Genomic DNA, 22492 nt, shown 5'->3' with positions numbered 1-22492 from the left:
CGAAACTATCCCACGCAGGCCCCGGACGGCAAACCCCGCCCGGAACCCGACCGGAGGAACCCGATGACCAGCGAGACCACCCACCCGCAGGCCGCCACCCGCGCGAGCTGGTCGCTCGAGCCCGGTGGAGAACCCCGGGTCCACGTCCTGCACGAGAACCCGGACTGGTTCGCGCCGTTCGAGGCGGCGTTCCGGGCCGAGGGCGTCCCCTTCCAGGAGGTGCTGCTCACGGAGGGTTCCGTCGACCTCGACGCCGAACCCGCGGCCGGGGTCTACTGGTCGCGCCTGAGCGCGTCGTCGCACACGCGCGGGCACGTGCACGCGAAGGAGTACACGCGGTCCGTCCTGGCGTGGCTCGAGGGCTGGGGACGTCGCGTCGTGGGTGGTTCGCCCGTGGTCGAGCTCGAGGTGAGCAAGGTCCGTCAGCACGCGCTGCTGCGGCGCAACGGGATCGACGTCCCGCGCACGCTCGCGGTGTTCGGGCGAGACGACCTGGTGCGCCGGGCGCGGGAGCTGCCCGTCCCGTTCATCACCAAGCACAACCAGGGGGGCAAGGGGCTGGGGGTGCGGCGGTTCGACTCCCACGAGGAGTTCGAGGCGCACGTCGCCTCGCCGGAGTTCGAGGAACCCGTCGACGGCGTCACGCTGCTGCAGGAGTTCCTGCGGACCGCCGATCCGTTCGTCACGCGCGCCGAGTTCGTCGGCGGCCGGTTCGTCTACGCGGTCCGCGTCGACACCTCGGCCGGGAGCTTCGAGCTGTGCCCGGCCGACGCGTGCGAGGTCCCGGGCCCGGGGGTGGAACCCTTCGCCCTGCGGCCCGAGGTGACCGCCGACACCCCGGTGGTCCGCCGGTGCGCCGAGCTGCTGCGCGCCGCGGGGCTGGAGATCGCCGGGGTCGAGTTCGCCGAGACCGTCGACGGGCGCACCGTGGTCTACGACGTCAACACCAACACGAACTACAACCCCGCGGTGGAGGCGGTCGCCCCGGAGTCGGCCCCCGGGGCGATCGCCCGCCACCTCGGTGACCTGCTGCGCGCCGAGGTGCTGCACCGCCCGGCGGCGGCGGTCAGCGACGGGTGAGGGGAGCCCGCAGGCCCAGGTGCTCGCGCAACGTCGTCCCGACGTACTCCGTCGGGTAGGCGCCGCGGTCCTGCAGCGCGGGCACGAGCTGGTCGACGACGTCGTCCAGGCCGCTGGGCACCAGGTACGGCGTGATGTTGAACCCGTCGCTGGCGCCCGTGCGCACCCAGTGCGTGAGGTCGTCCGCCAGCTGGGAGGCCGTGCCGGCGAAACCCCGCTCGGAGGAGTGGTGGAGCACGAGTTCGCGCAGCGAGAACTTGCCCTCCTCGGCCTCGGCGCGCCACCGCTGGGCCAGCGCCACGGCGTCGGCGCCGGTCCGGTGCGCGCCGCGGGTGCCGTCCACGACGGAGATGACGGGGTCGTGCGCGGGCAGCGGTCCGTCCGGGTCGAGGTGCGAGAGGTCCTCGCCCCAGACCTGGCCCACGAGGGACAGCGCGGTGGCCGGGGTCACCTGCTGCTCCAGGACCCAGCGCGCCTTCTCCTCCACCTCCGCCTCGTTGTCGGCCACGACGATCTGCGTGCCGGGCAGCACGAGGACGTCGCCCTCGGGACGACCGGCCGCGACGGTCCGCCGGCGGATGTCGTCGGCGAACGCGAGGGCGTCGGCGTGGTCCGTGCCGTGCCGGGAGAAGACGACGTCCGCCGTGCGCGTCGCGAAGTCGCGTCCGGCCGGTGAGTCGCCCGCCTGGAACAGGACCGGGTGCTGCTGCGGGCTCCGCGGGACGGTCGGGGTGAACTCGACGTCGAAGAACCCGTCCCGCACCTCGACCGGGGTGTACCGCTCGCCGTCCCAGCTGTCCCAGACCCGTTGCGCCGTGCGGACGAAGCGTTCGGCGCGCTCGTAGCGGTCGGCGTGGTCGAGGTGCCCACCGCGGCGGAAGTTCTCCCCGGTCCAGGCGTTGTCGGTCGTCACCACGTTCCACGCGGCCCGTCCGCCGGAGAGGACGTCGAGCGAGGCGAGCCTGCGGGCCAGGTCCGCGGGGTCGTTGTACGTCGTGTTCTGCGTCGCCACGAGGCCGATGTGCGTCGTCAGGCCGGCGAGGGTCGCCAGCTCGGTGAGGGCGTCGGGACGGCCGACGACGTCGAGGTCGTGGATCCTCCCCCGCTGCTCGCGCAGCCGCAGGCCCTCGCCGAGGAAGAACGCGTCGAACAACCCGCGTTCGGCGGTGCGGACCAGCTGGACGAACGTGGAGTGCGCCATCTGCGACCCGCTGCGGGGGTCGGACCAGATCGTGCTGTGGTTCACGCCCTGGAAGAAGACGCCGAAGTGGACGACGGCGTCGGGGAAGCGCAGGTCGCCGCTGGACGGGGTGGTCATCGGGGGTCTCCTCCGGTGGTCACGAGGGCGGGGCCGGTGGCGTACCGGTTGGCGGGGCGTTCGAGCCCGAGGGTGCTGCGCAACGTGGCGCCCGGCAGGGGGGGCCGCAGGACGCGGGCGGCGCGCAGTGCCGGGACCGTGGTGCGCAGGAGCGTGCGGAGGTCCTCGTCGAGGACGGCCGCGTGCAACCGGACCCCGTCGACCACCCCGGTCAGGTCGGTGAGCCAGGCGGCCAGCGCCTGACCGGAACCCGCCCAGCGGATCCGGCCCCGGTCCGGGGCGGGTGCCGTGGCGTCCAGTGCCGCGAGCCGGTCGGTGGCGGCGTGCGCGTCGGTGTCGAGGACGACCTCGACGTCGAGGACGACGAGGGGGCCACCGAGGGCCCGGCGCGCGCCGGCGTCCCCGCTGAGCACGACGTCCGCCGTGCTCCGGTCGGCCCGGTGCCGCAGGTCCTCCTCGCGGACCACGACGACCGCGTGCCCCTGGGGGGACCGGGGCACGGTCAGCGGCCCCTTGACCGACCAGCGGCCCGTGTCGACGTCGACGTGGTGCAACCGGTCGCGGTCGACGTACCGGCCGGTGGCCACGTCGCGGACGACGGCGTCGTCCTCCCAGGAGTCCCACAGGGACCGGACCGCGTGCACCACGTCCGCGAGCTCGCCGGCCGGGTCCGGCGCGACCGGCAGGTCGACGCTGCGCGCCACGGCGGCGGGCGACGTCGTGGCGATCCACCCGGCGCGGCCGGCGCTGGAGTGGTCGAGCGAGGCGATCTGGGCCGCGACGTGGAACGGCTCGGAGTAGGTGGTGGCCGCGACCGGCAGCAGCCCCACGGCCTCCGTCGTCCCGGCCAGGAAGGCGGCGCGCTGGACCGCGTCGAGGTGCCCGACGGGGTTGCGCGCGTCGGGCAGCGGTGAGTCCTCGAAGGTCAGCCCGGTCAGGCCCTGGGCCTGGGCCGTGACGGCGAACCCGCGCAGCCGGCCGGGGGAGAAGACCTCGTCGGGGGTGCTGCGCGACCAGCGCCAGGCGGCGGGGTGCCACCCCCCTCCGTCGACGTCCAGGAACAGGTGCAGGGGCGTGGTCACGGGGTCTCCCGGGGTGCGTGGTGGACGGAGTCGCGGAGGACCTCCCGGGCTCGCCGCGCGTGTGCGACAGTGGGGCACCCGAGAGCGGAGGTGCGAGGTGTTGCGTGGGACGTGGGCGCGATGGTGCGCTGCCGCAACCAGTTTGGGCTCGATCGTCGTGCAGGGGCTCGCCCTGGCCGGGCACGGCCAGTGGGGGTTCCCGTGGTCGCCGGCCGACCTCCACGACGCCCGGCGCCACGACCCCGCCGACGGTCCGGCGCACGACCGCGGTCCGGGTCTGGAACCCGGTCCGGGGGAGCTGAGCTGGACCGAGTTCGAGGCCGAGCTGCACGAGGTGCTCGCGCAGGAGGCGCCCCCCACGGGCGACGGGCCCCGTCCGAGCAGCGAACCGCTGGCCTGACGCCGGTCACCGCAGCGGCCCGGCGGCGGCGAGCAGCGACCCTGGCGCCGGACGCGGGTCGGACAGCGGGGCCCAGTGCCCGTCGACGACCCCGTAGTCCAGCTCCGGACCGTCCGTGACGAACCGCCGGAGCGCGGCCAGCAGCCGGTCGACCTCGGCGGACGTCGTGCCCACCCCCGTGGAGACGCGCAGGCCGCCGTCGGCCAGCCCCAGGGCGTCCGCGAACCGGTGGGCGCAGAACCGGCCGTCGCGCACGCCGATGCCGTGCTCGGCGGACAGGTAGGCCGCGACCTCCGAGACGGACCGGCCCGGAACGGTGCAGGTGACGACGCCCACGGCGTCGCGGGGACGGGGCCGGACGACCTCGACCCCCGCCAGCGCCGTCAGCCCGTCCACCAACCGGGCGCGCAGCGCCGCCTCGTGCTCCTCCAGCGCGCCCGGGGGCAGTGCGGCGAGCGTGGTGCACGCCTGCGCCAGCGCCACCGCGCCGACGACGTTCGGGGACCCCGCCTCGTGCCGGTCGGGGCCGGTGGCCCAGCGCACGCCGTCGTGCCGCACGTCGAGCGTCGCGCCCCCGCCGGCGAGGTAGGGCTCGGCGGCGTCCAGCCAGTCGCGCCGCCCGACGAGCGCCCCGCTGCCGAACGGCGCGTAGAGCTTGTGCCCGGACAGCGCGAGGTAGTCGATCCCGTCCCGCCCGACGTCGACCCGCCGGTGCGGCAGGAGCTGCGCCCCGTCCACCGCGATCCGCGCGCCCGCGTCGTGCGCGGCGCGGGCCAGCCGGCGCAGCGGCAGCACCTCCCCGGTGACGTTGGACGCGCCCGCGACGGCGAGCAGGGCGTACCGGCCGGTCGCCAGCTCGGCCTCCAGGAGGGCGGTCGTCTCCTCGGCGTCGGCGCCGCCGGGCACCACCGTCGTGCGGGCGGACCGCTGCCACGGCAGCAGGTTGGCGTGGTGCTCGACGTCGGCGACCAGCACGCGTCCCCCGGCCGGGACGGCGCGCGAGAGCAGGTCGAGGGCGTCGGTGGTGCTGCGGGTGAGGACGACGAGGTCGTCGTGGCGTGCCCCCACGAAGGCGCCGACCTCCGCGCGCGCCTGCTCGAACAGCGCCGTGGAGACGCGCGAGAGCCAGCCCGCGCCGCGGTGCACGCTGGCGTAGTGGGGCAGCACCTGCGCGACCCGCGCGGCCACGGCGACGAGGGCGGGGGCGCTGGCGGCGTTGTCGAGGTTGGCGTAGGTGGTCGAACCTCCCGTCGCGAGCGGCACGAGGGTGTCGGCCCCGACGACGGGCAGCAGCGCGTCGACGGCCCCGGAACTCCCGGGACAGCGCGGACGGGCGGGGGACAGGGTGCTGGTGCTCACGCAGGAACTCCTGGGGGAGGGGACCCTACCGGGAGGACCGGGTCGCCCCGGTGAGGTCCGCGCTTGCCGGCTCCACCACGGAACCGGCCAGGTCGTCACCCGGGGCACCCCACCGCGGAGGAGGGTTGCCGGCCAGCGAGCCGGGGCTTGTCGCTGGCGCTCATGACCTGTGCAGGAGCCTGCCACGAGGAGCCCGACCGATCAACATCGGCGTGCCGCGAACTCCCCTTGAGCCCGTCCTGGGCCGCCCGGGTGGTCGTCCGGGGACGACCGGCGCAATCTCGGGGAGCCACTTGTGGAGGTCGCGCGGACCGCTCTATGGTCGATCAACACCATCCAGAGCGGCCGAGAGTCCTGGCTCGACGACGCCGCAGCAACCCCCCGAGCCCGGGCGAGGGTGCTAACGCCAGGCCGATGGAGCACGTGATGAGCAGCACCCCTGTCGACCCGTCCCCGCGTCCCGGCGCAGGACCGGCCCGATGACCCTCGCGCCCCTCGTCGCCGGTGCGGCGGGGCGGCCGACCCTGAGCTTCGAACTGTTCCCGCCCCGCTCGCCGGAGGGTCGGGATGCCCTGTGGCGCAGGCTGTCCGACCTGCTGGCCACGCAGCCGGACTTCGTGTCCGTCACGTTCGGGGCGGCCGGCGCGACGCGCGGACCGAGCCGGGACCTGCTGGCCCACGTCCTGAGTTCCACGGCCGTGCCTGCGATGGCGCACCTGACGTGCGTCGGTTCCTCCCGCCGCGAGGTCGTCGACCTGGCCTGCGAGTTCTTCGACGCCGGCGTCCGCAACGTCCTCGCCCTGCGCGGGGACCCGCCGGCGGGCACGGGGGCGGCGCAGTTCCGTCCCCACCCCGACGGCGTCGCGACGGCCCGCGACCTCGTCGAACTCCTCCAGGTCGCCGACCGGCGGCGCCTCGCGCTGCGGGGCGGGCGTCTCCCCGTCGACGTCCCCCCGCTCAGCCTCGCCGTCGCCGCGTTCCCCCGGGACCGCGACGGGCACGAACTCGCGGTCCTGCGCGCCAAGCAGGACGCCGGCGCGCAGTTCGCCGTGTGCCAGGTCGGCTGGTCCGCCCGGGAGTACGCGGCGTTCGTGGCCCGCGCCCGGGCCGCGGGCGTCACCATCCCGCTCCTGCCCGGCCTCGCCGTGACCCACGAGGTGCGGCGGCTGGAACGGATCGGCGAGCTCACGGGCGTGCCCGCCCCGCGGGCCCTGCTCGCGGCCCTGGACACCGAGGACGTCCGGGTCCGCCGCCGGGCGGCGACGGCGTTCACCTCCGGGCTGGCGCGCGACCTGCTCGCCGCCGGGGCCCCCGGTCTGCACCTCTACACCTTCAACGCGGTCGAGCCCGTCCTCGACCTGCTCGACCACCTGCGCGATCACACGAACCTGACGCGTCCCGCCGAACGCCGCGTCCGCGCGGTAGGAGGAGCCTCCCGATGAGCCAGCACCCGACCACCGACCAGCCGGCGTGGACCGCGACCGTCCTCGGCTACCCCCGCATCGGCCCCGACCGGGAGACGAAGAAGGCCCTGGAGGCGCTGTGGTCCGGGCGCGCCGACCTGGCCGCGACGGAAACGGCCCTGGCGGCCGTGCGGGCGGGCACCGTCCGGCGGCTGAACGCGCTGGGCCTGCCCGCGCACGACGCGTCCATCCCGTCCTCGTTCTCCGCCTACGACCAGGTCCTCGACACCGCCGTCGCCGTGGGGGCGGTGCCCGAGCGCTTCGCGGACCTCGTCGGGGCCGACGGCCGGGTGGACCTCGAGGCGTACTCGACCATCGCCCGGGGGCGCGGAGCGCTGGCCCCGCTGGAGATGACGAAGTGGTTCGACACGAACTACCACTACCTCGTCCCCGAGATCGGGCCCACGACGGCGTTCCGGTCCGCCGACGACCGCGGGGTCCGGGAGTTTGCCGAGGCGCTCGCCGACGGGTTCCTCACCCGCCCCGTCGTCGTCGGGCCGGTGACGTTCCTCCTGCTGGCGAAGGCCGCCGACGGCAGCCCGGAGGGTTTCGCGCCGATCAGCCGGCTCGAGGACCTGCTCGGCGCCTACGAGGGTCTGCTGACCGCCTACGCCGCGGCCGGGGCCACCTGGGTCCAGCTCGACGAACCCGGCCTCGTGAGCGACTCGGCGACGGCCGGTGTCGACGGGCTGGCCGACCTGGTGCGGGGGGCCTACGAGCGGCTCGCCGCGGTCCCCGGCCGCCCTCGGCTGCTGGTGGCCACGCCGTACGGCGACGCGCAGGAGTTCCTCGGGGCCTTGAGCGCGGTGGAGGGGATCGCGCTCGACCTCGTCGAGGGTTCCGTGCCGGCGGACCCGTCCGTCCTGGCCGGCAAGACCGTCGTCGGGGGCGTCGTGGACGGGCACAACGTCTGGCGCGGGGACCTCGTGCAGGCGCGGGAGACCCTGCGGCGGCTGGAGGAGTCGGCCGCCCGCGTCGTCCCCGGCACGTCCACCTCACTGCTGCACGTGCCGCACGACGTGTCCCGCGAGAGCGCGCTGCCGGAGCGGCTGCGCAGCTGGCTGGCGTTCGCCGACCAGAAGGTGGCCGAGGTCGTCCTGCTCGGCCGGGCCCTGGCCGACTCCGGCGACGCCGGTGTGACCGCTGAACTGGCCGCCTCGGCCGCGGCCCGGGCCGACCGCCTCGGCGCCCCCGGCGTGGTGCGCCCGGCGGTGCGCGACCGGCTCGCCGCGCTGACCCCGGAGGCGTTCCGGCGCAGCGACTACGCCGTGCGGCGGGCGGCGCAGGAGGAGGCCCTGGGGCTGCCGCTGCTGCCGACGACCACGATCGGGTCCTTCCCGCAGACGCCGGAGATCCGCCGGGCGCGTTCCGCGTGGAGCCGGGGCGAGCTCGCGCAGGAGGGGTACGAGGAGTTCCTGCGCGCCGAGATCGACCGTGTCGTGCGGCTGCAGGAGGAGCTCGGCCTCGACGTCCTCGTCCACGGGGAACCCGAGCGCAACGACATGGTCCAGTACTTCGCCGAGCAGCTCGACGGGTTCGCGGTGACCGAGCACGGCTGGGTGCAGTCGTACGGTTCGCGCGGGGTCCGGCCGCCGATCCTGTGGGGCGACGTGACGCGCCCCGCGCCCATCACGGTGCCGTGGAGCACGTACACGGCCAGCCGCACGGCGAAACCCGTGAAGGGCATGCTGACGGGCCCGGTGACCATCCTCGCGTGGTCGTTCGTCCGCGACGACCAGCCGCTGGGGGACACCGCGAACCAGGTCGCCCTCGCCCTGCGCGACGAGGTCGCCGACCTCGAGGCGGCCGGCATCGGGATCGTCCAGGTGGACGAGCCCGCGCTGCGGGAACTGCTGCCGCTGCGGACGGCCGACCAGGCGGCGTACCTCGACTGGTCCGTGGCCTCCTTCCGGCTGGCCACCGCGGGGGCCGCGGACGCGACGCAGGTGCACACCCACCTGTGCTACTCCGAGTTCGGGGAGGTCATCGAGGCCATCGACGGGCTCGACGCGGACGTCACGAGCATCGAGGCCGCGCGGTCGCGGATGGAGGTGCTCGAGGACATCGCCCGGGCGGGTTTCGCCCGCGGCATCGGTCCCGGCGTCTACGACATCCACTCCCCGCGCGTCCCGTCCGTCGAGGAGGTCGTCGGGCTGCTCCGGTCGGCCGTCGCCTCGGTGCCCGCCCGCCAGGTCTGGGTGAACCCCGACTGCGGGCTCAAGACGCGGGGGTACGCCGAGACGACGGAGTCCCTGCGGAACCTCGTCGAGGCGGCGCGCACGGTGCGGGCCGAGCTCCCCGTGGGGGCGCCCGTCGCGGGCTGACCTCCCCGCCCCCCGAAACCCCAGGAACCCCTCCACCCGCAGGGTGGAGGGGTTCCGTCGTTCCCCCAGAACCTCCCCGGGAACTCCCTTCCGAACTCCCCTCGAAACTCGGCGGTTGAGTTCCGGCACGGTTCCCCGTAGAGTTTCCCCTGCAACCATCCAGAGCGGCTGAGAGACCTGGCTCCGCGACGCCGCAGCAACCCCCCGGACACGGGCGCGGGTGCTTCCGCCAGGAACGATGGAGGGGTTCAGGTGGACCGCACGTCCCACGTCGCCGTCCTCCGGCGCGTCGTGGACCTCTGCCGCACCGGTGCGACCAGCTGTCGCTGACCGTCCTCCCGCCGGGTACGACCCGGCTCCGCGCGCCGCCGTCCCGCCGGCGCGCCCCACCCCACCCAGGAGACCCCTTGCGCAGCAGCACGTCCCTGTCCGCCCTCACCCTCGTCGCGGTCCTGGCCGGCCTCACCGCGTGCAGCGGTGGCCGCAGCAGCGCCCAGGACGCCGCCGACGCGACCCCCGTCCGCGGCGGGAACCTCACGTTCGCCATCTCCGTCGACTCCGGGTGCATCGACCCCCAGCAGGTCGGCAACAACGACGCGCTGAACATCGGCCGCCAGCTCGTGGACTCCCTCACCGTGCAGGACCTCGACGGGAGGATCCAGCCGTGGCTCGCGCAGAGCTACCAGGTCAGCCCGGACGCGACCACGTTCACGTTCCACCTGCGGCAGGGGGCCACGTTCTCCGACGGGTCGCCGGTGGACGCCGCCGCCGTCAAGGCCAACCTCGACGGGATCGTCGCCCTCGGCGCGAAGGCCTCGCTCGGGTCCACCTACCTCCAGGGGTACACCGGGACGCAGACCCCCGACGCGCAGACGGCCGTCGTGACGTTCTCCCGGCCCAGCGCGCAGTTCCTGCAGGCCACCTCGACCATGAGCCTGGGGCTGCTGTCCGTCCCGACCACGACCGCCGACCCCGCGACCCGGTGCGCCGGGACGTCGCTCGTGGGTTCCGGCCCCTTCGTCGTCGGCAGCTACACCAAGGACGACACGACCGTCCTCGAGCGTCGCAGCGGGTACGACTGGGCGCCGACCGGGGCGGAGCACCAGGGGGAGGCGTACCTCGACTCGATCACGTACCGGGTGGTCCCCGAGGCGAGCGTGCGCACCGGGTCCCTGCAGTCGCACCAGGTCGACGCCACGACCGGCATCGCGTCCCAGGACCTGCCGCAGTTCGACGGCAACGGGTTCTGGACGCAGCGGCGGGCCAACCCGGGGATCCCGTACAACCTGTTCCCCAACGAGTCGAGGGCGCCGTTCGACGACGTCCGCGTCCGGCAGGCGCTCTCGAAGGCCGTCGACCGCGAGCAGCTGGCGAGCATCCTCAACCCCGGCGACCAGGCCGTGCGGTCGGCGCTCTCGGCGTCCACGCCCGACGCCGCCGACGACTCCTCGGTGCTCGCCCGCGACCTGGCCGGCGCGGAGCGCCTGCTCGACGAGGCCGGCTGGACCAAGGGTGCGGACGGTATCCGTGAGAAGGCGGGCCGCAAGCTGACCTTCACCGTCCTGTTCTGGCAGCCCACGTCGGCCGTGCTGGAACTCCTCCAGCAGCAGGTGCGCGAGGCGGGTTTCGACCTCCAGCTGAAGCAGGGGACGACCGCCGACACGACGGCCCAGCAGAACTCCGGCGACTACGACGTTCTCTTCTACAACCTCACGCGGTCCGACCCGGACGTCCTGCGCACCATCTTCTCCACCGACACGCGCAACGTGAACCAGCGGCCCCGCGGTGCGGTCGACGACCTGCTCGCCGAGCAGTCGTCCACGACCGACGCCGCGCAGCGGGCCCGCCTGGTCGGGCAGGCGTCGCGCTCGCTCGTGCAGGACGCGCACTCGATCCCGCTCATCGAACTCTCGACGGTCATCGCGGCGTCCGACGACGTCCACGACCTGCAGTTCGAGGGGTCCTCGCGGCTCTGGTTCCACGACGCCTGGAAGCAGTCGTGAGGTCCGGCGGCGGTCTCGCGGGGTACGTCGCCCGTCGCCTCGGGCAGGCCGTCCTCGTGCTGTGGGCCGCGTTCACGGTGACCTTCGTCATCCTCTACCTGCTGCCCAGCGACCCGGTCTCGATCATGCTGGCCGGCGGGCAGGGCGGCGAGCAGTCGACGGCGGACCCCGCGCAGGTCGCGGCCCTGCGGGCCGAGTACGGCCTCGACGACCCGCTGCCCGTGCAGTACGTGCACGCGCTGTGGCGGACCCTGCACCTGGACCTCGGGAACTCCATCCAGAACGGTGCCCCCGTGACGACGCTCGTCGGCGACGCGGTGCCGCAGACGCTGGCCCTCGCGGCGTCGTCCTTCCTGCTCGCCCTCGTCCTCGGGGTGGGCACCGCCCTGGCCTCCACCGCCGTCCACCGGGCCTGGCTGCGGACGCTGCTGCAGGCCCTGCCCCCGCTGGGGGTCTCGCTGCCCACGTTCTGGGTCGGGTTGCTGCTGGTCCAGGTCTTCTCGTTCCGCCTGCCGGTCTTCCCGGCCCTCGGCAACGAGGGCCTCGCGAGCCTCGTCCTGCCGGCGGTGACGCTGGCGGTCCCCGTCTCGGCGTCGATCGCCCAGGTGCTGGCGCGCAGCCTGCGGACGGCCCTGGCCGAACCGTACGTCGAGACCGCCCGCGCCAAGGGGGCCTCCCGCGCCCGGGTGCACCTGCGGCACGCGCTGCGGAACGCCGCGATCCCGACCCTCACGCTGGGCGGGGTCGTCGTGGGGAACCTGCTGGCGGGGGCCGTGGTCGTCGAGACGGTCTTCTCCCGGGTGGGCGTGGGGCGGCTCACGGTGACCGCGGTGAACGGGCAGGACATCCCGCTCGTGCAGGGCCTCGTGCTGCTCGCGGCGGCCGTCTTCGTGGCCGTGAACCTCGTCGTCGACCTGCTGTACCCACTCCTCGACCCGCGCCTGCGCGTCGTCGGAGGGGCCGGCGCCTCGCGGCGGCGCACCCGCAGCGGTGCGGGCCGCGTCCTCGTCGGAGGTGCCGCGTGAGCCGGACCCTGGACCGGGGGAACCCCGAGGACGTGCTCGACGTGCTGGACATCGGGGCGCGCTACCGCGCCGCGGGGGCACCCCGCCGCCCGTCGCCGTCCTGGCTCCGGCACCCCGACCTCCTGCTCGCGGGGTTCGTGCTGCTCGTCGTCCTCGCCTGGGCGGTGGCGCCGTCCCTGTTCACCGGGCAGGACCCGGTGCAGGGGGTGACGGCCGACCGGCTGCAGGGACCGTCGGCGGCGCACCTCTTCGGCACCGACCACCTCGGCCGCGACCTGTTCGCGCGCGTCGTGCACGGTTCCCGGTTGACGCTGCAGGCCACCGTCCTCGCCGTCCTCATCGGCCTCGTGGTGGGAACCCTCGTCGGGCTCGTCGCCGGGTTCCTGCGGGGGATCGTGGACGACGTCCTCATGCGGGTCGTCGACGTCCTGCTGTCGATCCCGGCGCTGCTGCTGTCCATGGCGCTCATCACGGCGCTCGGGTTCGGCACGGTGCAGGTGGCGATCGCGGTCGGCATCGGCACGGTCGCGAACTTCGCCCGCGTCATGCGCTCGGAGGTGCTGAAGGTCAGCGCCTCGCCGTACGTCGAGGCCGCCCGCGCCAGCGGGGTCCGCACGACGGGGGTGCTGTTCCGGCACGTGCTGCCCAACGCGGCCGGGCCCGTCCTGGCACTGTCGGCGCTGGAGTTCGGCGTCGCGGTGCTGGCCGTGTCGGCCCTGAGCTTCCTGGGGTTCGGGGCGCCGCCGCCGGCCCCGGAGTGGGGGTCGCTGGTCTCCGGCGGCCGCGACTACCTCGCCACCGCCTGGTGGCTGACGACGCTGCCCGGGCTGGTGGTGGTGGCGGTCGTGCTGTCCGCCAACCGGGTCGCCCGGGCGCTGGAGAGGGGAACGACGTGAGCACCGAACCGCTGTTGAGCATCGAGGACCTGCGGGTGTCCTACTCCGGCCGCGGTGGGCGTCGCGAGGTCCTGCACGGGGTGTCGTTCGACGTGCACCCCGGGGAGGTCGTCGCGGTCGTCGGCGAGTCCGGGTCGGGGAAGAGCACGACGGCGCACGCCGTGGTGGGTCTGCTCCCCGCCGGCGGGTCGGTCGACGCCGGCTCGGTGCGCTTCGAGGGCGAGGAACTCGTGGGGCTGGGGGACCGGGCCTGGCGGTCCGTGCGCGGGGCCCGGATCGGGCTGGTCCCGCAGGACCCGACGCTCTCCCTGAACCCCGTCACGCGCGTCGGGGACCAGGTGGCCGAGGCGTTGCGGGTCCACGGGCTGGCGCGGGGCGCCGCCGCGCGCGCACGGGCGGTGGAACTCCTCACGGCGGCGGGACTGCCGGACGCCGCGGTGCGCGCGCGGCAGTACCCGTCGCAGCTGTCCGGGGGGATGCGCCAGCGCGTGCTCATCGCCGTGGGTCTGGCCGCAGGCCCCCGGTTGCTCGTGGCCGACGAACCCACGAGCGCCCTCGACGTCACCGTGCAGCGCACGGTCCTGGACCACCTGGAACTGCTCGCGCGCGAGGCGGGGACGGCGGTCCTGTTCATCACCCACGACCTCGCGGTGGCGGCGGACAGGGCCTCGCGCGTGGTCGTGATGTCCCAGGGCGAGGTCGTCGAGACGGGGACGGCCCAGCAGGTCCTGACCCGACCACGGCACGCCTACACGGCCTCGCTCCTCGCGGCCGCGCCCAGCCTGGCCACCACCCGGCTGCGGGCGGCCGCGCGTCCGGGCACCCCGGTGAGGACGCCGGAGCCCCGAGCGGGGACCCCGCTCCTGCAGGTGCGCTCGCTCGTCAAGGAGTTCCCCCTCCCGGGCCGCGGCCGCGTGCACCGGGCCGTGTCCGACGTCGGCTTCGACCTGGACCGGGGCCGCACGCTCGGGCTGGTGGGGGAGTCGGGGTCGGGCAAGACCACCACGGCCCGGCTCGTCCTCGGCCTGGAGCGCCCGACGTCGGGCCAGGTCCTCCTCGACGGCCAGGAGACGGGCCGGTTGCGCGGCGCCGCCTGGCGCGCCCTGCGTCGCCGCCTGCAGTTCGTCTACCAGAACCCCTACGCGTCGCTGGACCCGCGCGTGCCGGTGGGGGAGACGGTCGCGGAACCGTTGCGCGCCTTCGCGGTCGGTGACCGCCGGTCGCGCCGGAGGAGGGTCCTGGAGCTGCTGGACCAGGTGCGCCTGCCCGCCGAGGTGGCCGAGCGCCGGCCCGCGGAACTGTCCGGGGGACAGCGCCAGCGCGTCGCGATCGCCCGGGCCCTGGCCCTCGACCCCGACGTCGTCGTGTGCGACGAACCGGTCTCAGCGCTCGACGTGTCGGTCCAGGCCCAGATCCTGGAACTGCTCGTGCAGCTCCAGGCCGACCACGGGCTGGCCTACCTCTTCATCTCCCACGACCTGGCCGTCGTGCGCCAGGTCAGCGACGACGTGGGGGTCGTGCGGAACGGGGAGCTGGTGGAGTTCGGGCCCGCGCAGGAGGTGTTCACGAACCCGCGGCACCCGTACACCGCCGAACTCCTCGCGGCCGTGCCAGGCCGGCGGGCACTCGAGGACGTCCGGTGAGCACCGGTTCGAGCACGGGCACCGCGGGGCTGGTCGTGCGGACCGCGGCGGTCGACGACCCGCTCGCCCGCCCGCTGTTCGACGACCTCGCCCGGGAGTACGGGACGCGGTACGGCGGGACGCCCGAGCAGGTCCGCGAGGAGCTGCTGCGTCACCCCGCGGAGGAGTTCGCGGCCCCCGGCGGGGTCCTCCTGCTGCTGCTGGAGGACGGTGCCGCCGTCGCCGGGGGCGCCTACCGCCGGTACGACGCGGACACGGCCGAGCTGAAGCGCATCTGGACGCACCCGGCGCACCGGCGACGGGGACTGGCCCGGCGCGTGCTCGAGGAGCTGGAGCGCCGGGCCGTCGCGGCGGGGTACCACCGGCTGTTCCTCACGACCGGTCCGCGGCAGCCGGAGGCCCGCGAGCTCTACCTGCGGACGGGGTTCCGACCCCTGTTCGACCTCGCCGCCGACCCCGAGACGATCGGGCCGCTGCCCTTCACGAAGGACCTGTGACCGTGAGGGGCGGGGCTCAGCCGCCGCCCATCCCGGTCTCGGCCACGCCGCGGACGAGCCAGCGCTGCAGCACGAGGAACACCAGCAGCACGGGGACGAGCGAGAGCAGGGCGGCGGCGAACAAGCCGGAGTAGTCGAACGTCTGGGCCGTGAGGAACGACGACAGGTACACCTGCACGGTCACCGCGCCGGACCCGCCGCCGGCGACGACGAGGGGCCACAGGAACGCGTTCCAGGACCCGACGAAGCCCAGGACGGTCAGCGCGGACGCGAACGCGAGCGTGTTCGGGACGACGATGCGGCGGAACACCCCGAAGTAGCCCAGGCCGTCCAGGCGCCCGGCCTCCTCCAGCTCCTTGGGGAAGTTGAGGAAGAACTGGCGGAACAGGAAGACGTTGAAGGCGCTGAACAGCCCGGGGACGACGAGCCCGCGCAGCGAGTCCACCCAGCCCAGCTTCGCCACGATGAGGAAGTTCGGCAGGAACGTCGTCGCGGCGGGGATGAGCAGGACCACGATGGTCGCCGAGAACAGCGGCCCCGCGGCCCGGTTCGGGATGCGGGCCATCGCGTACCCGGCCATCGCGGCCAGGACGATCTGCCCACCCGTCAGGACGACGGCCATGACGGCCGTGTTGAGCATGGCCCGCGGGAACGTCGGGTCGTCCAGCACCCGGGAGAACGAGGACCAGTCGGGGTCCGAGGGCCACAGCACGAACGTCCGGCTCGCGATGTCGGCGGCGGGGGAGACCGCCGTCTTGACCATGATGTAGAAGGGCAGCAGGAACAGCAGCGCCACCAGGGTGACGGCCGCGTAGCGGGCGACGTTCGCCCCCGTGCGGGCCGCCTGGCGCTTGCCGGTCCCCGCGGCACGGGGGACCGGTCGGGACAGTTGCGCGGTGCTCACGCGGACACCCCTCCCCGGCGCCGGCGGGGCGCCTTGGTGCGGTCCTCCGCGGCGGAGAACCCGAAGAACTTCGTCTGCAGCAGCGCCACCACCACCATGATCGCGGTGAGGATGAGCGCGCCGGCCGACCCGAGCCCGAAGTCGCGCTGGGCGCCCAGGGCCACGTTGTAGAGGTAGACCAGGGGCGGTCGCGTCGACGGGTTGGTCGGCACGAGGTTGATGAACTCGTCGAAGGCCTGGAAGGCGGCGACGAGCAGGAGGAGCAGGACGGCCGCCACCGTCGGCCGCAGCTGCGGCCAGGTGATGTACCGGAACCGGCGGAAGCCCGCGGAGACGCCGTCCAGCATGGCCGCCTCGTAGAGCACCGGCGGGATGCGCTGCAGCCCGGCGAGGAACAGGACCATGTAGAACCCGACCTGCAGCCACAGGCGGACGGTGACGAGCACGATCCACCAGTACGGCGAACTGCCGAGCCAGGAGACGGGGGCGATGCCGAAGACGCCCAGCGCGCTGTTCGCCACCCCGGACGGCAGACCCGAGAACAGGGCCAGCTTCCAGACCAGCGACCCGACGACGTAGGAGCAGGCCACCGGCAGGAACAGCGCCGACCGGTAGAACGCCTGGAACCGCGGCAGACCGTTGACGAGCACGGCGAGCCCGAGGGACACGGCCATGGTCACGGGCACGATGAACAGCGCGTAGACGAAGAACGTCACGAGGCTGTTGGTGAACGCGTCGTCGGTGAGGAAGTGGGCGAAGTTGCCCAGCCCGACGAAGCGCGTCGGCGTCAGGGTCCCGCGCGCCTCGAAGAAGCTCAGGCCCGTGCTCCACACGATCGGGACCACGGTGAACAGGACGAGCCCGACGAGGAAGGGGGTGACGAACACCCAGAACGCCAGCCGGCTGCCCTTGACGGCGGTGGCCCGGGGCCGGGTGCCCGACCCCGGGGGACGGGACGGGGCCGGCGACGTGCCGCCCCGTCCCGGCGCGGACGCGGTGCTGCTGCTCACGACGCGAGGGAGTCGAGGGTCTGCTGGCAGGTCTTCTGCGCGGCCGCCAGTTCGGTGGCCACGTCGGCCCCGTTCGTGAGCATGCGGGTCGCCGCGTCGGTGAGCGCCGTCCCCATGGCGGGGGCCCAGAACGGCCCGGCGGTGTAGCCCCACTGGCCCGTGAGGTCGACGACCTGCTTGGCCAGACCGTCCTGCAGTTCCGTGGTCGCCGCAGCGGTGGCCGTCTTCGGGGGAACGTGGAACCCGAAGCCGACGGCGAACTTCTTCTGGAACTCCGCGTCGTCGACCCACTGGGCCTTGGCCAGTGCCTTGGCGGCGTCGAGGTTCGACGCCTTCGCCGCGACCTGTTCGTTCCACTGCGAGACCAGGACGGCCTGCTTGCCCGACCCGCCGACCTGCGGCACCGCCATGACGCCGAGGTCGTCGCCCAGGGCCTTCTTCATCGCCGGCAGTGCCCACATGCCCTGCCAGGTGATGGCGGCCAGGCCGGCGTTGAAGGACGTCGGGTCGGTCCAGTCGGTGGGGGAGCCGGTGAGCATCGCCCCGTCCTTGTAGGCCTTCTGCAGCGCGGTCAGCCCGGCCACGACCTCCGGGGTGTTGAACGCGACCGTCTTGTTGTCCTCGCTGAGGAAACCGGGGCCGGCCGCGACGGCGATGGCCTGGGAGAACACGCCCGCGCCGCCGTCGTTGCCGAAGAACAGGCCCTTCTGGTTCCCGCCGGTCAGCTCGGTGCCGGCCTGCAGCAGCTCGTCGAACGTCGTGGGGACGGCGATGCCGGCCTTCTCCAGCATGCTCGGGCGGTACCAGAGCAGCTGCGGGTCGGTGATCATGGGGATGCCCCAGATCTTGCCGTCGATCGTGACGGGTTTGAGGGCGACCTCGCTGAACTGGTCCTTGACCGGGTCCATGACGTCGCTGAGGTCGGCGTACAGCCCCTTGCGGGCCGAGGCGGGGTCGATCGCGTTGTTCTCGAAGACGTCGACACCGCTGCCGGACAGCAGGCGGGAGGACAGCTTCGAGGCGTAGTCGCCCAGCGTCCACTGGACCGAGACGGAAGCGGCCTTGTAGTTCTTCGCCCAGTCGGTCACCGCCTGCTGGACGCCCTCCTCGCCGTACTGGTGGTACCACTGCGACAGCGACGTGCCGCCGCCGCCGCCACCACCCCCGGTGCCGCCGTCGTTGCTGCCGCACGCGCTGAGGGCGAGCGTCGTCGCCCCCGCACCGAAGCCGGCCAGCAGGGCCCGTCGGGAGAACCGGGAGGAGGTGGGCGCCATGTCGTGCTCCTTCGCGAGGGCGCGTCCGGCGACGCGCGGTGTCGGGACGGTCCTCGGCGACCGCCCTCGTCGGTCCCCGGCAGCTGCGCCGGAAACCTCTGTCGGCGATGTTAGCGCGAACAGGGACCCCGTCAACCTGCGGCGCGAATCGTCACCGAACCGCTACGCTGCCGACGTCCCCGGCCCGCGGTGCGCCGTCCCGCGAGCGGCCGCTCGAGCCCGGGGGACGTTCGAGGAAGGGGCCGGCATGTCCGGTGAGGTGCTGGCGACGCCGCCGCCACGTCGCAACCCGTCGCTGGCCGACGTGGCCAAGGTCGCCGGGGTCTCGTCGCAGACGGTCTCCCGTGTCGTCAACGGGCACGGCAACGTCGTCGCCGCGACGCGCGAACGCGTGCTGGAGGCCCTGCAGTCCGTGGGCTACCGGCCCAACGCCGCCGCCCGGGCGCTGGCCACCGGCCGCTCCCGCGCCCTGGGCGTCCTGACGTTCTCCGTCTCCCGGCTCGGGGACGTCCGGTCCCTGTCCGGCATCTCGGCGGCGGCCTCCCGGGCGGGGTACTCCATCAGCCTGCTGAGCCTGCGCGAGGCGACGCGGACCGGGGTGGACGCCGGCATCGCCCACCTGACGGGGCAGGACGTCGACGGCCTCGTCATCATCGAGGCCGAGGTGCTCGACTCGCCCGTGTTCGCCGTCCCCGCCTCCGTGCCCCTCGTCGTCACCGATGCCGTTGCCTCGCAGCGCTACCCGAACGTCGACACCGACCAGGCGGCGGGCGCCGCCCTCGCCGTCGACCACCTGCTGCGGCTCGGGCACCGCACCGTGCACCACGTGAGCGGCCCCGGCTCCTCCCGGGCGGCCCGGGAGCGGCAGCGCTCGTGGGAGACGACCCTGCGGGCGCAGGGCCGGCCCGTGCCCCCGGCCCACGCGGGGGACTGGACGTCGGCGTCGGGGTACCGCATCGGACGGGTCCTGGCCCACCGGCCGCCGGGGGAGGTGAGCGCCGTCTTCAGCGCCAACGACCAGATGGCGCTCGGCGTGCTGCGGGCCTTCCACGAGGCCGGGGTGGACGTGCCCGGGGACGTGTCGGTGGTGGGGTTCGACGACACCGCCGAGGCGGGGGACTTCTGGCCTCCGCTGACGACGGTCCGGCAGGACTTCGAGGGCGTCGGGGAGCTGTGCGTGTCGCTGCTGCTCGACCAGATCCAGCACCCCGGGCCCGTCTCGACCCGGACGCACCGGGTCCCCGTGCAGCTCGTCGTCCGGGCCTCGACCGCCCCGCCGCGCTCCTGACGGGGCCGCGCGGGTGCCGCGAACCGTGTTCGCGCGAACATCTGAGGCGGTAGCGTGCCGCACGTGACGCTCGCTCCCGCCACCCACCCGCTCGAGGTGGGCCCCGACGGCTTCCTCCGCGACGGCCGGCCGCACCTGCTGCTGTCCGGTGCCCTGCACTACTTCCGCGTGCACCCGCAGCAGTGGGCGGACCGGCTCGCCAAGGCCGCGGCGCTCGGTCTCACCACGGTCGAGACGTACGTGCCCTGGAACCTGCACGCGCCGCGTCGCGGGGAGTTCCGCACCGACGGCGCCTGCGACCTCGGGGGTTTCCTCGACGCCGTCGCGGCCGCCGGCCTCGACGCCGTGGTCCGGCCCGGGCCGTACATCTGCGCCGAGTGGGACAACGGCGGGCTGCCGGTCTGGCTGACGCGCTCCGGCGTCCGGGTCCGCACCGACGACCCCGGGTACCTCGAGGCGGTCGACGAGTTCCTCGCCGCGGTCTACGACGTCGTCCGTCCGCGCCAGGCCGACCGCGGCGGTCCCGTCGTGCTCGTGCAGGTCGAGAACGAGTACGGCGCCTACCCGACGGGCACGGACGCGGCGGCGCGCGCCGCGCACCTGCGCCACCTCGTCGACGTGACGCGGGCGGCGGGCATCACCGTGCCGCTCACCACCGTCGACCAGCCGACCGACGAGATGCTCGCGGCGGGGACCCTGCCCGACCTCCTCACGACCGGGTCGTTCGGCGGCCGTGCGGCCGAACGCCTCGAGACCCTGCGCCGCCACCAACCGGAGGGTCCGCTGGTCTGCTCGGAGTTCTGGATCGGGTGGTTCGACCACTGGGGTTCGCACCACGGCACGACGTCCGTGGCCGACGCCACCGCAGAACTGGAGGCGATGCTCTCGCGCGGTGCCGGGGTGAACGTCTACATGTTCCACGGCGGGACGAACTTCGGGTTCACCAACGGCGCGAACGACAAGGGCACCTACCAGCCCACGATCACCTCCTACGACTACGACGCCCTGCTCGACGAGGCGGGCCGGCCGACGGCGAAGTACCACGCGTTCCGCGAGGTGCTGTCCCGCTACACCCCCGCCCCGCGGCCGGCGCTGGACACCGCGCCCGCCGCTCCGGCCCCCGTGCTCCGCTCCCGGTTCTCCGCCGCCCGGCCGTTGACCGGGTTGCCCCCGGGGCCGGAACTGCCCTGGACCGGGACGGAACCCCCCGTCCTGGACGACCTCGAGATCGGTTCGGGTGAGGTCGTCCGGATCGCCTGGGTCAGCGGGACCTCCTGCGGCTCAGCGGGTCCGACGCTGCTCGAGGTCGGGGAGGTCCGTGACCGCGTGACCGTGCTGCTCGACGGCGTGCGCCTCGGCACGTTGTTCCGCGAGCACCACGACCGCGCCCTCGTGCTGCCCGCGCACCCGACGGGGACCCGCGTCGACCTGCTCGTCGAGGACGCCGGTCGCGTGAACTACGGCGACCGGCTGGGGGAGACGAAGGGCATCGTCGGACCGCTGCTCGTCGCGGGGGAACCCCTGCGCGACGCCGTCGTGCGTCCCGTCGACCACGAGGCCCTGCCCGCGCTCGTCGTCCCCGGCGACGAACCGCTGGAGCGGCTCGTCGGTCCCGTCCTGGCCGCCGCGGAACTCCAGGTCGACGAACCCGGGGACCTCTTCCTCGACACGGCGTCCTGGGGTCGCGGCGTCGCGTGGTTCAACGGTTTCGCGCTGGGCCGGTACTGGCGGCACGGTCCGCAGCGCAGCCTCTACGTCCCCGGCCCCGTCGTCCGCGCCGGCCGGAACGTCGTCACCGTGCTGGAGTTCGACGGCGCCCCGGACGCGGTCGTCGCGACCCTGCCCGACCTCGCCCTCGGCCACACGGAGGCGTGAACCGGGTCACCACTCCCAGGGACGCACCGCGACCTCCTCGGGGGTCAGGTGGACCTCGTGGAACTCCGCCCGCACGGTCGGGGACCCCATCCCGCGGTGCAGCACGAGCGCGGTCCGGCCGTCGAAGGTGTCGAACAGCATGCCGTGGCCCGCGTCGCCGCCGACGAGCACCTCGCGCTGCTCCCAGGGGCCGGTGAGGTCGCCGGACCGGGACAGCGCCCACGTCTGGACGTACTCCGCACCCTGCGCGCGGTAGGACGACCAGAGGCAGGCCAGCGCACCGCCGGGGAGCCGCCGCAGTTGGGGCCCGTCGGTGACGTAGGGCGCGAGGGCCGTCGCGCCGGGGGTCCGCTCGCTCTGCCAGGACGCCTCGGACCCGCGGAACAGGTGGACGGGCGCGCCGGCCGCCCTGGACAGGTCCGGCTGCAGCGGAACGGCTTCCACCGTCCCGTCGAGCAGCTGCACCCACTCGTGGGCGTAGACCATCCACGGGTCACCGTCCCGGTCGGTGACGAGCGTCCCGTCGAGCGTCATGAAGTCCGCGGGCGGCACGGGGCCGGTGGGGTCGACGAGCGCGAACGGGCCGTCGGGGTCGTCGGCGACGGCGACCACCGTGCCCCGGGCGGCCGGGTCGAGCCGCCAGCGGGCGTCGGCGGACTGCAGGCGGAACTCCGTCCCGCCCTGCCGCACGAGGGGGAGCGCGGTCGCGGGCTGGTGCAGCGTCGTCATGAGGTGGTAGCGGCCGCGCCACTCGTGCACCTCCGGCGCCCACGGTGAGCACGTGGGATCCGCCCACGCGCCGTCCGGGACCGAGAACACGCGCCGCGGCGCCGACCAGGTGCGCAGGTCGCGGCTGTGCCGCACCTCGACGCCGGCCGGGTCACCCGCGACGCCCTGGTACAGGCGGTAGGTGCCGTCGTGCGCGACGGGCAGGACGAACGGGTCGTGCACGGGCAGCGCGTCGAGGGGCACCCGCAGGTCGTCGTCGGCCATCCGCCGACCCTAGCCCGGGGCCGAGCGGGTGGTCCGTTGCCGCCGTGCGGGTGAGGTG

The 22492-nt window shown here is 74.5% G+C and carries 18 protein-coding genes and 3 riboswitches; of the genes, 11 read left to right on the top strand and 7 right to left on the bottom strand.

Going from position 1 to position 22492, the window contains the following annotated elements:
* Nucleotides 1-63: 63 nt before the first annotated feature.
* Nucleotides 64-1080 carry an ATP-grasp domain-containing protein gene (locus AB1207_RS14665; RefSeq protein WP_367639117.1) on the top strand — a complete coding sequence of 339 codons (1017 nt, stop codon included), beginning with the start codon at nucleotides 64-66 and terminating at the stop codon, nucleotides 1078-1080.
* On the opposite strand, the gene AB1207_RS14660 is transcribed toward AB1207_RS14665, so the two are convergent.
* A complete protein-coding gene (locus tag AB1207_RS14660; RefSeq protein WP_367639116.1) occupies nucleotides 1067-2398 on the bottom strand; it encodes an NtaA/DmoA family FMN-dependent monooxygenase in 1332 nt (443 codons plus the stop codon). The two genes, AB1207_RS14665 and AB1207_RS14660, sit on opposite strands and share 14 nt — an antisense overlap.
* Nucleotides 2395-3480 (bottom strand): LLM class flavin-dependent oxidoreductase, encoded by a 1086-nt coding sequence (locus AB1207_RS14655; protein WP_367639115.1) that lies wholly within the window; start codon nucleotides 3478-3480, stop codon nucleotides 2395-2397. Before AB1207_RS14655 ends, AB1207_RS14660 begins: the two co-directional genes overlap by 4 nt.
* Nucleotides 3481-3637: 157 nt before the next feature.
* On the opposite strand from AB1207_RS14655, the gene AB1207_RS14650 reads away from it, so the two are divergent.
* Nucleotides 3638-3880: a hypothetical protein gene (locus AB1207_RS14650; RefSeq protein ID WP_367639114.1), complete on the top strand. Its 243-nt coding sequence runs from the start codon at nucleotides 3638-3640 to the stop codon at nucleotides 3878-3880.
* 6 nt (nucleotides 3881-3886) lie between these two features.
* Here the strand turns inward: AB1207_RS14650 and AB1207_RS14645 are convergent, their stop codons facing one another.
* Entirely contained in the window at nucleotides 3887-5239 is a 1353-nt protein-coding gene (locus AB1207_RS14645; protein ID WP_367639113.1) for an aminotransferase class V-fold PLP-dependent enzyme, read from the bottom strand.
* A gap of 54 nt (nucleotides 5240-5293) precedes the next feature.
* Nucleotides 5294-5407, bottom strand: a riboswitch (SAM riboswitch).
* A 161-nt stretch (nucleotides 5408-5568) separates the two neighbouring features.
* Nucleotides 5569-5660, top strand: a riboswitch (SAM riboswitch).
* Nucleotides 5661-5718: 58 nt separating this feature from the next.
* Between AB1207_RS14645 and AB1207_RS14640 the strand changes: the two genes are divergently transcribed.
* The 7 genes from AB1207_RS14640 to AB1207_RS14610 all read left to right on the top strand — a co-directional run bounded on the left by AB1207_RS14640 (nucleotide 5719) and on the right by AB1207_RS14610 (nucleotide 15090).
* Complete coding sequence (locus AB1207_RS14640) at nucleotides 5719-6681, top strand: methylenetetrahydrofolate reductase (protein ID WP_367639112.1); 963 nt, start codon at nucleotides 5719-5721, stop codon at nucleotides 6679-6681.
* The gene (gene metE / locus AB1207_RS14635; RefSeq protein WP_367639111.1) at nucleotides 6678-9026 is read left to right on the top strand and encodes a 5-methyltetrahydropteroyltriglutamate--homocysteine S-methyltransferase; all 2349 of its coding nucleotides are present in this window, start codon (nucleotides 6678-6680) and stop codon (nucleotides 9024-9026) included. Before AB1207_RS14640 ends, metE begins: the two co-directional genes overlap by 4 nt.
* A gap of 152 nt (nucleotides 9027-9178) precedes the next feature.
* Nucleotides 9179-9271: riboswitch (SAM riboswitch) on the top strand.
* Nucleotides 9272-9433: 162 nt separating this feature from the next.
* Entirely contained in the window at nucleotides 9434-11029 is a 1596-nt protein-coding gene (locus AB1207_RS14630) for an ABC transporter substrate-binding protein (protein ID WP_367639110.1), read from the top strand.
* The gene (locus AB1207_RS14625; RefSeq protein ID WP_367639109.1) at nucleotides 11026-12054 is read left to right on the top strand and encodes an ABC transporter permease; all 1029 of its coding nucleotides are present in this window, start codon (nucleotides 11026-11028) and stop codon (nucleotides 12052-12054) included. The genes AB1207_RS14630 and AB1207_RS14625 overlap by 4 nt, the downstream gene beginning before the upstream one ends.
* A complete protein-coding gene (locus AB1207_RS14620) occupies nucleotides 12051-12950 on the top strand; it encodes an ABC transporter permease (protein WP_437178945.1) in 900 nt (299 codons plus the stop codon). Before AB1207_RS14625 ends, AB1207_RS14620 begins: the two co-directional genes overlap by 4 nt.
* A complete protein-coding gene (locus AB1207_RS14615) occupies nucleotides 12947-14593 on the top strand; it encodes a dipeptide ABC transporter ATP-binding protein (RefSeq protein WP_367639108.1) in 1647 nt (548 codons plus the stop codon). Before AB1207_RS14620 ends, AB1207_RS14615 begins: the two co-directional genes overlap by 4 nt.
* Entirely contained in the window at nucleotides 14590-15090 is a 501-nt protein-coding gene (locus tag AB1207_RS14610; RefSeq protein ID WP_367639107.1) for a GNAT family N-acetyltransferase, read from the top strand. Before AB1207_RS14615 ends, AB1207_RS14610 begins: the two co-directional genes overlap by 4 nt.
* Nucleotides 15091-15106: 16 nt before the next feature.
* Here AB1207_RS14610 and AB1207_RS14605 read toward each other — a convergent pair whose 3' ends face one another.
* The 3 genes from AB1207_RS14605 to AB1207_RS14595 are packed head-to-tail and all read right to left on the bottom strand — an operon-like array spanning nucleotide 15107 to nucleotide 18278.
* Entirely contained in the window at nucleotides 15107-15994 is an 888-nt protein-coding gene (locus AB1207_RS14605; RefSeq protein WP_367639106.1) for a carbohydrate ABC transporter permease, read from the bottom strand.
* Nucleotides 15991-17004: a carbohydrate ABC transporter permease gene (locus AB1207_RS14600; RefSeq protein ID WP_367639105.1), complete on the bottom strand. Its 1014-nt coding sequence runs from the start codon at nucleotides 17002-17004 to the stop codon at nucleotides 15991-15993. The genes AB1207_RS14605 and AB1207_RS14600 overlap by 4 nt, the downstream gene beginning before the upstream one ends.
* Entirely contained in the window at nucleotides 17001-18278 is a 1278-nt protein-coding gene (locus AB1207_RS14595) for an ABC transporter substrate-binding protein (RefSeq protein ID WP_367639104.1), read from the bottom strand. The genes AB1207_RS14600 and AB1207_RS14595 overlap by 4 nt, the downstream gene beginning before the upstream one ends.
* Nucleotides 18279-18525: 247 nt before the next feature.
* Here AB1207_RS14595 and AB1207_RS14590 point away from each other — a divergent pair, with 247 nt between their 5' ends.
* Together AB1207_RS14590 and AB1207_RS14585 are read left to right on the top strand one after the other, a co-directional pair.
* Nucleotides 18526-19566, top strand: a complete 1041-nt coding sequence (locus tag AB1207_RS14590; protein WP_367639103.1) for a LacI family DNA-binding transcriptional regulator — start codon at nucleotides 18526-18528, stop codon at nucleotides 19564-19566.
* A gap of 63 nt (nucleotides 19567-19629) precedes the next feature.
* Nucleotides 19630-21441, top strand: coding sequence for a glycoside hydrolase family 35 protein (locus AB1207_RS14585; protein ID WP_367639102.1), 1812 nt, complete (start codon nucleotides 19630-19632; stop codon nucleotides 21439-21441).
* 6 nt (nucleotides 21442-21447) lie between these two features.
* Here AB1207_RS14585 and AB1207_RS14580 read toward each other — a convergent pair whose 3' ends face one another.
* Complete coding sequence (locus AB1207_RS14580) at nucleotides 21448-22434, bottom strand: glycoside hydrolase family 43 protein (RefSeq protein WP_367639101.1); 987 nt, start codon at nucleotides 22432-22434, stop codon at nucleotides 21448-21450.
* Nucleotides 22435-22492 lie beyond the last annotated feature (58 nt).

The sequence above is a fragment of the Kineococcus endophyticus genome, from assembly GCF_040796495.1.
Taxonomy (GTDB): Bacteria; Actinomycetota; Actinomycetes; order Actinomycetales; family Kineococcaceae; genus Kineococcus; species Kineococcus endophyticus.
Note: the sequence above shows the minus strand (reverse complement) of the source record. Positions and strands in the feature narration are given on the sequence as shown.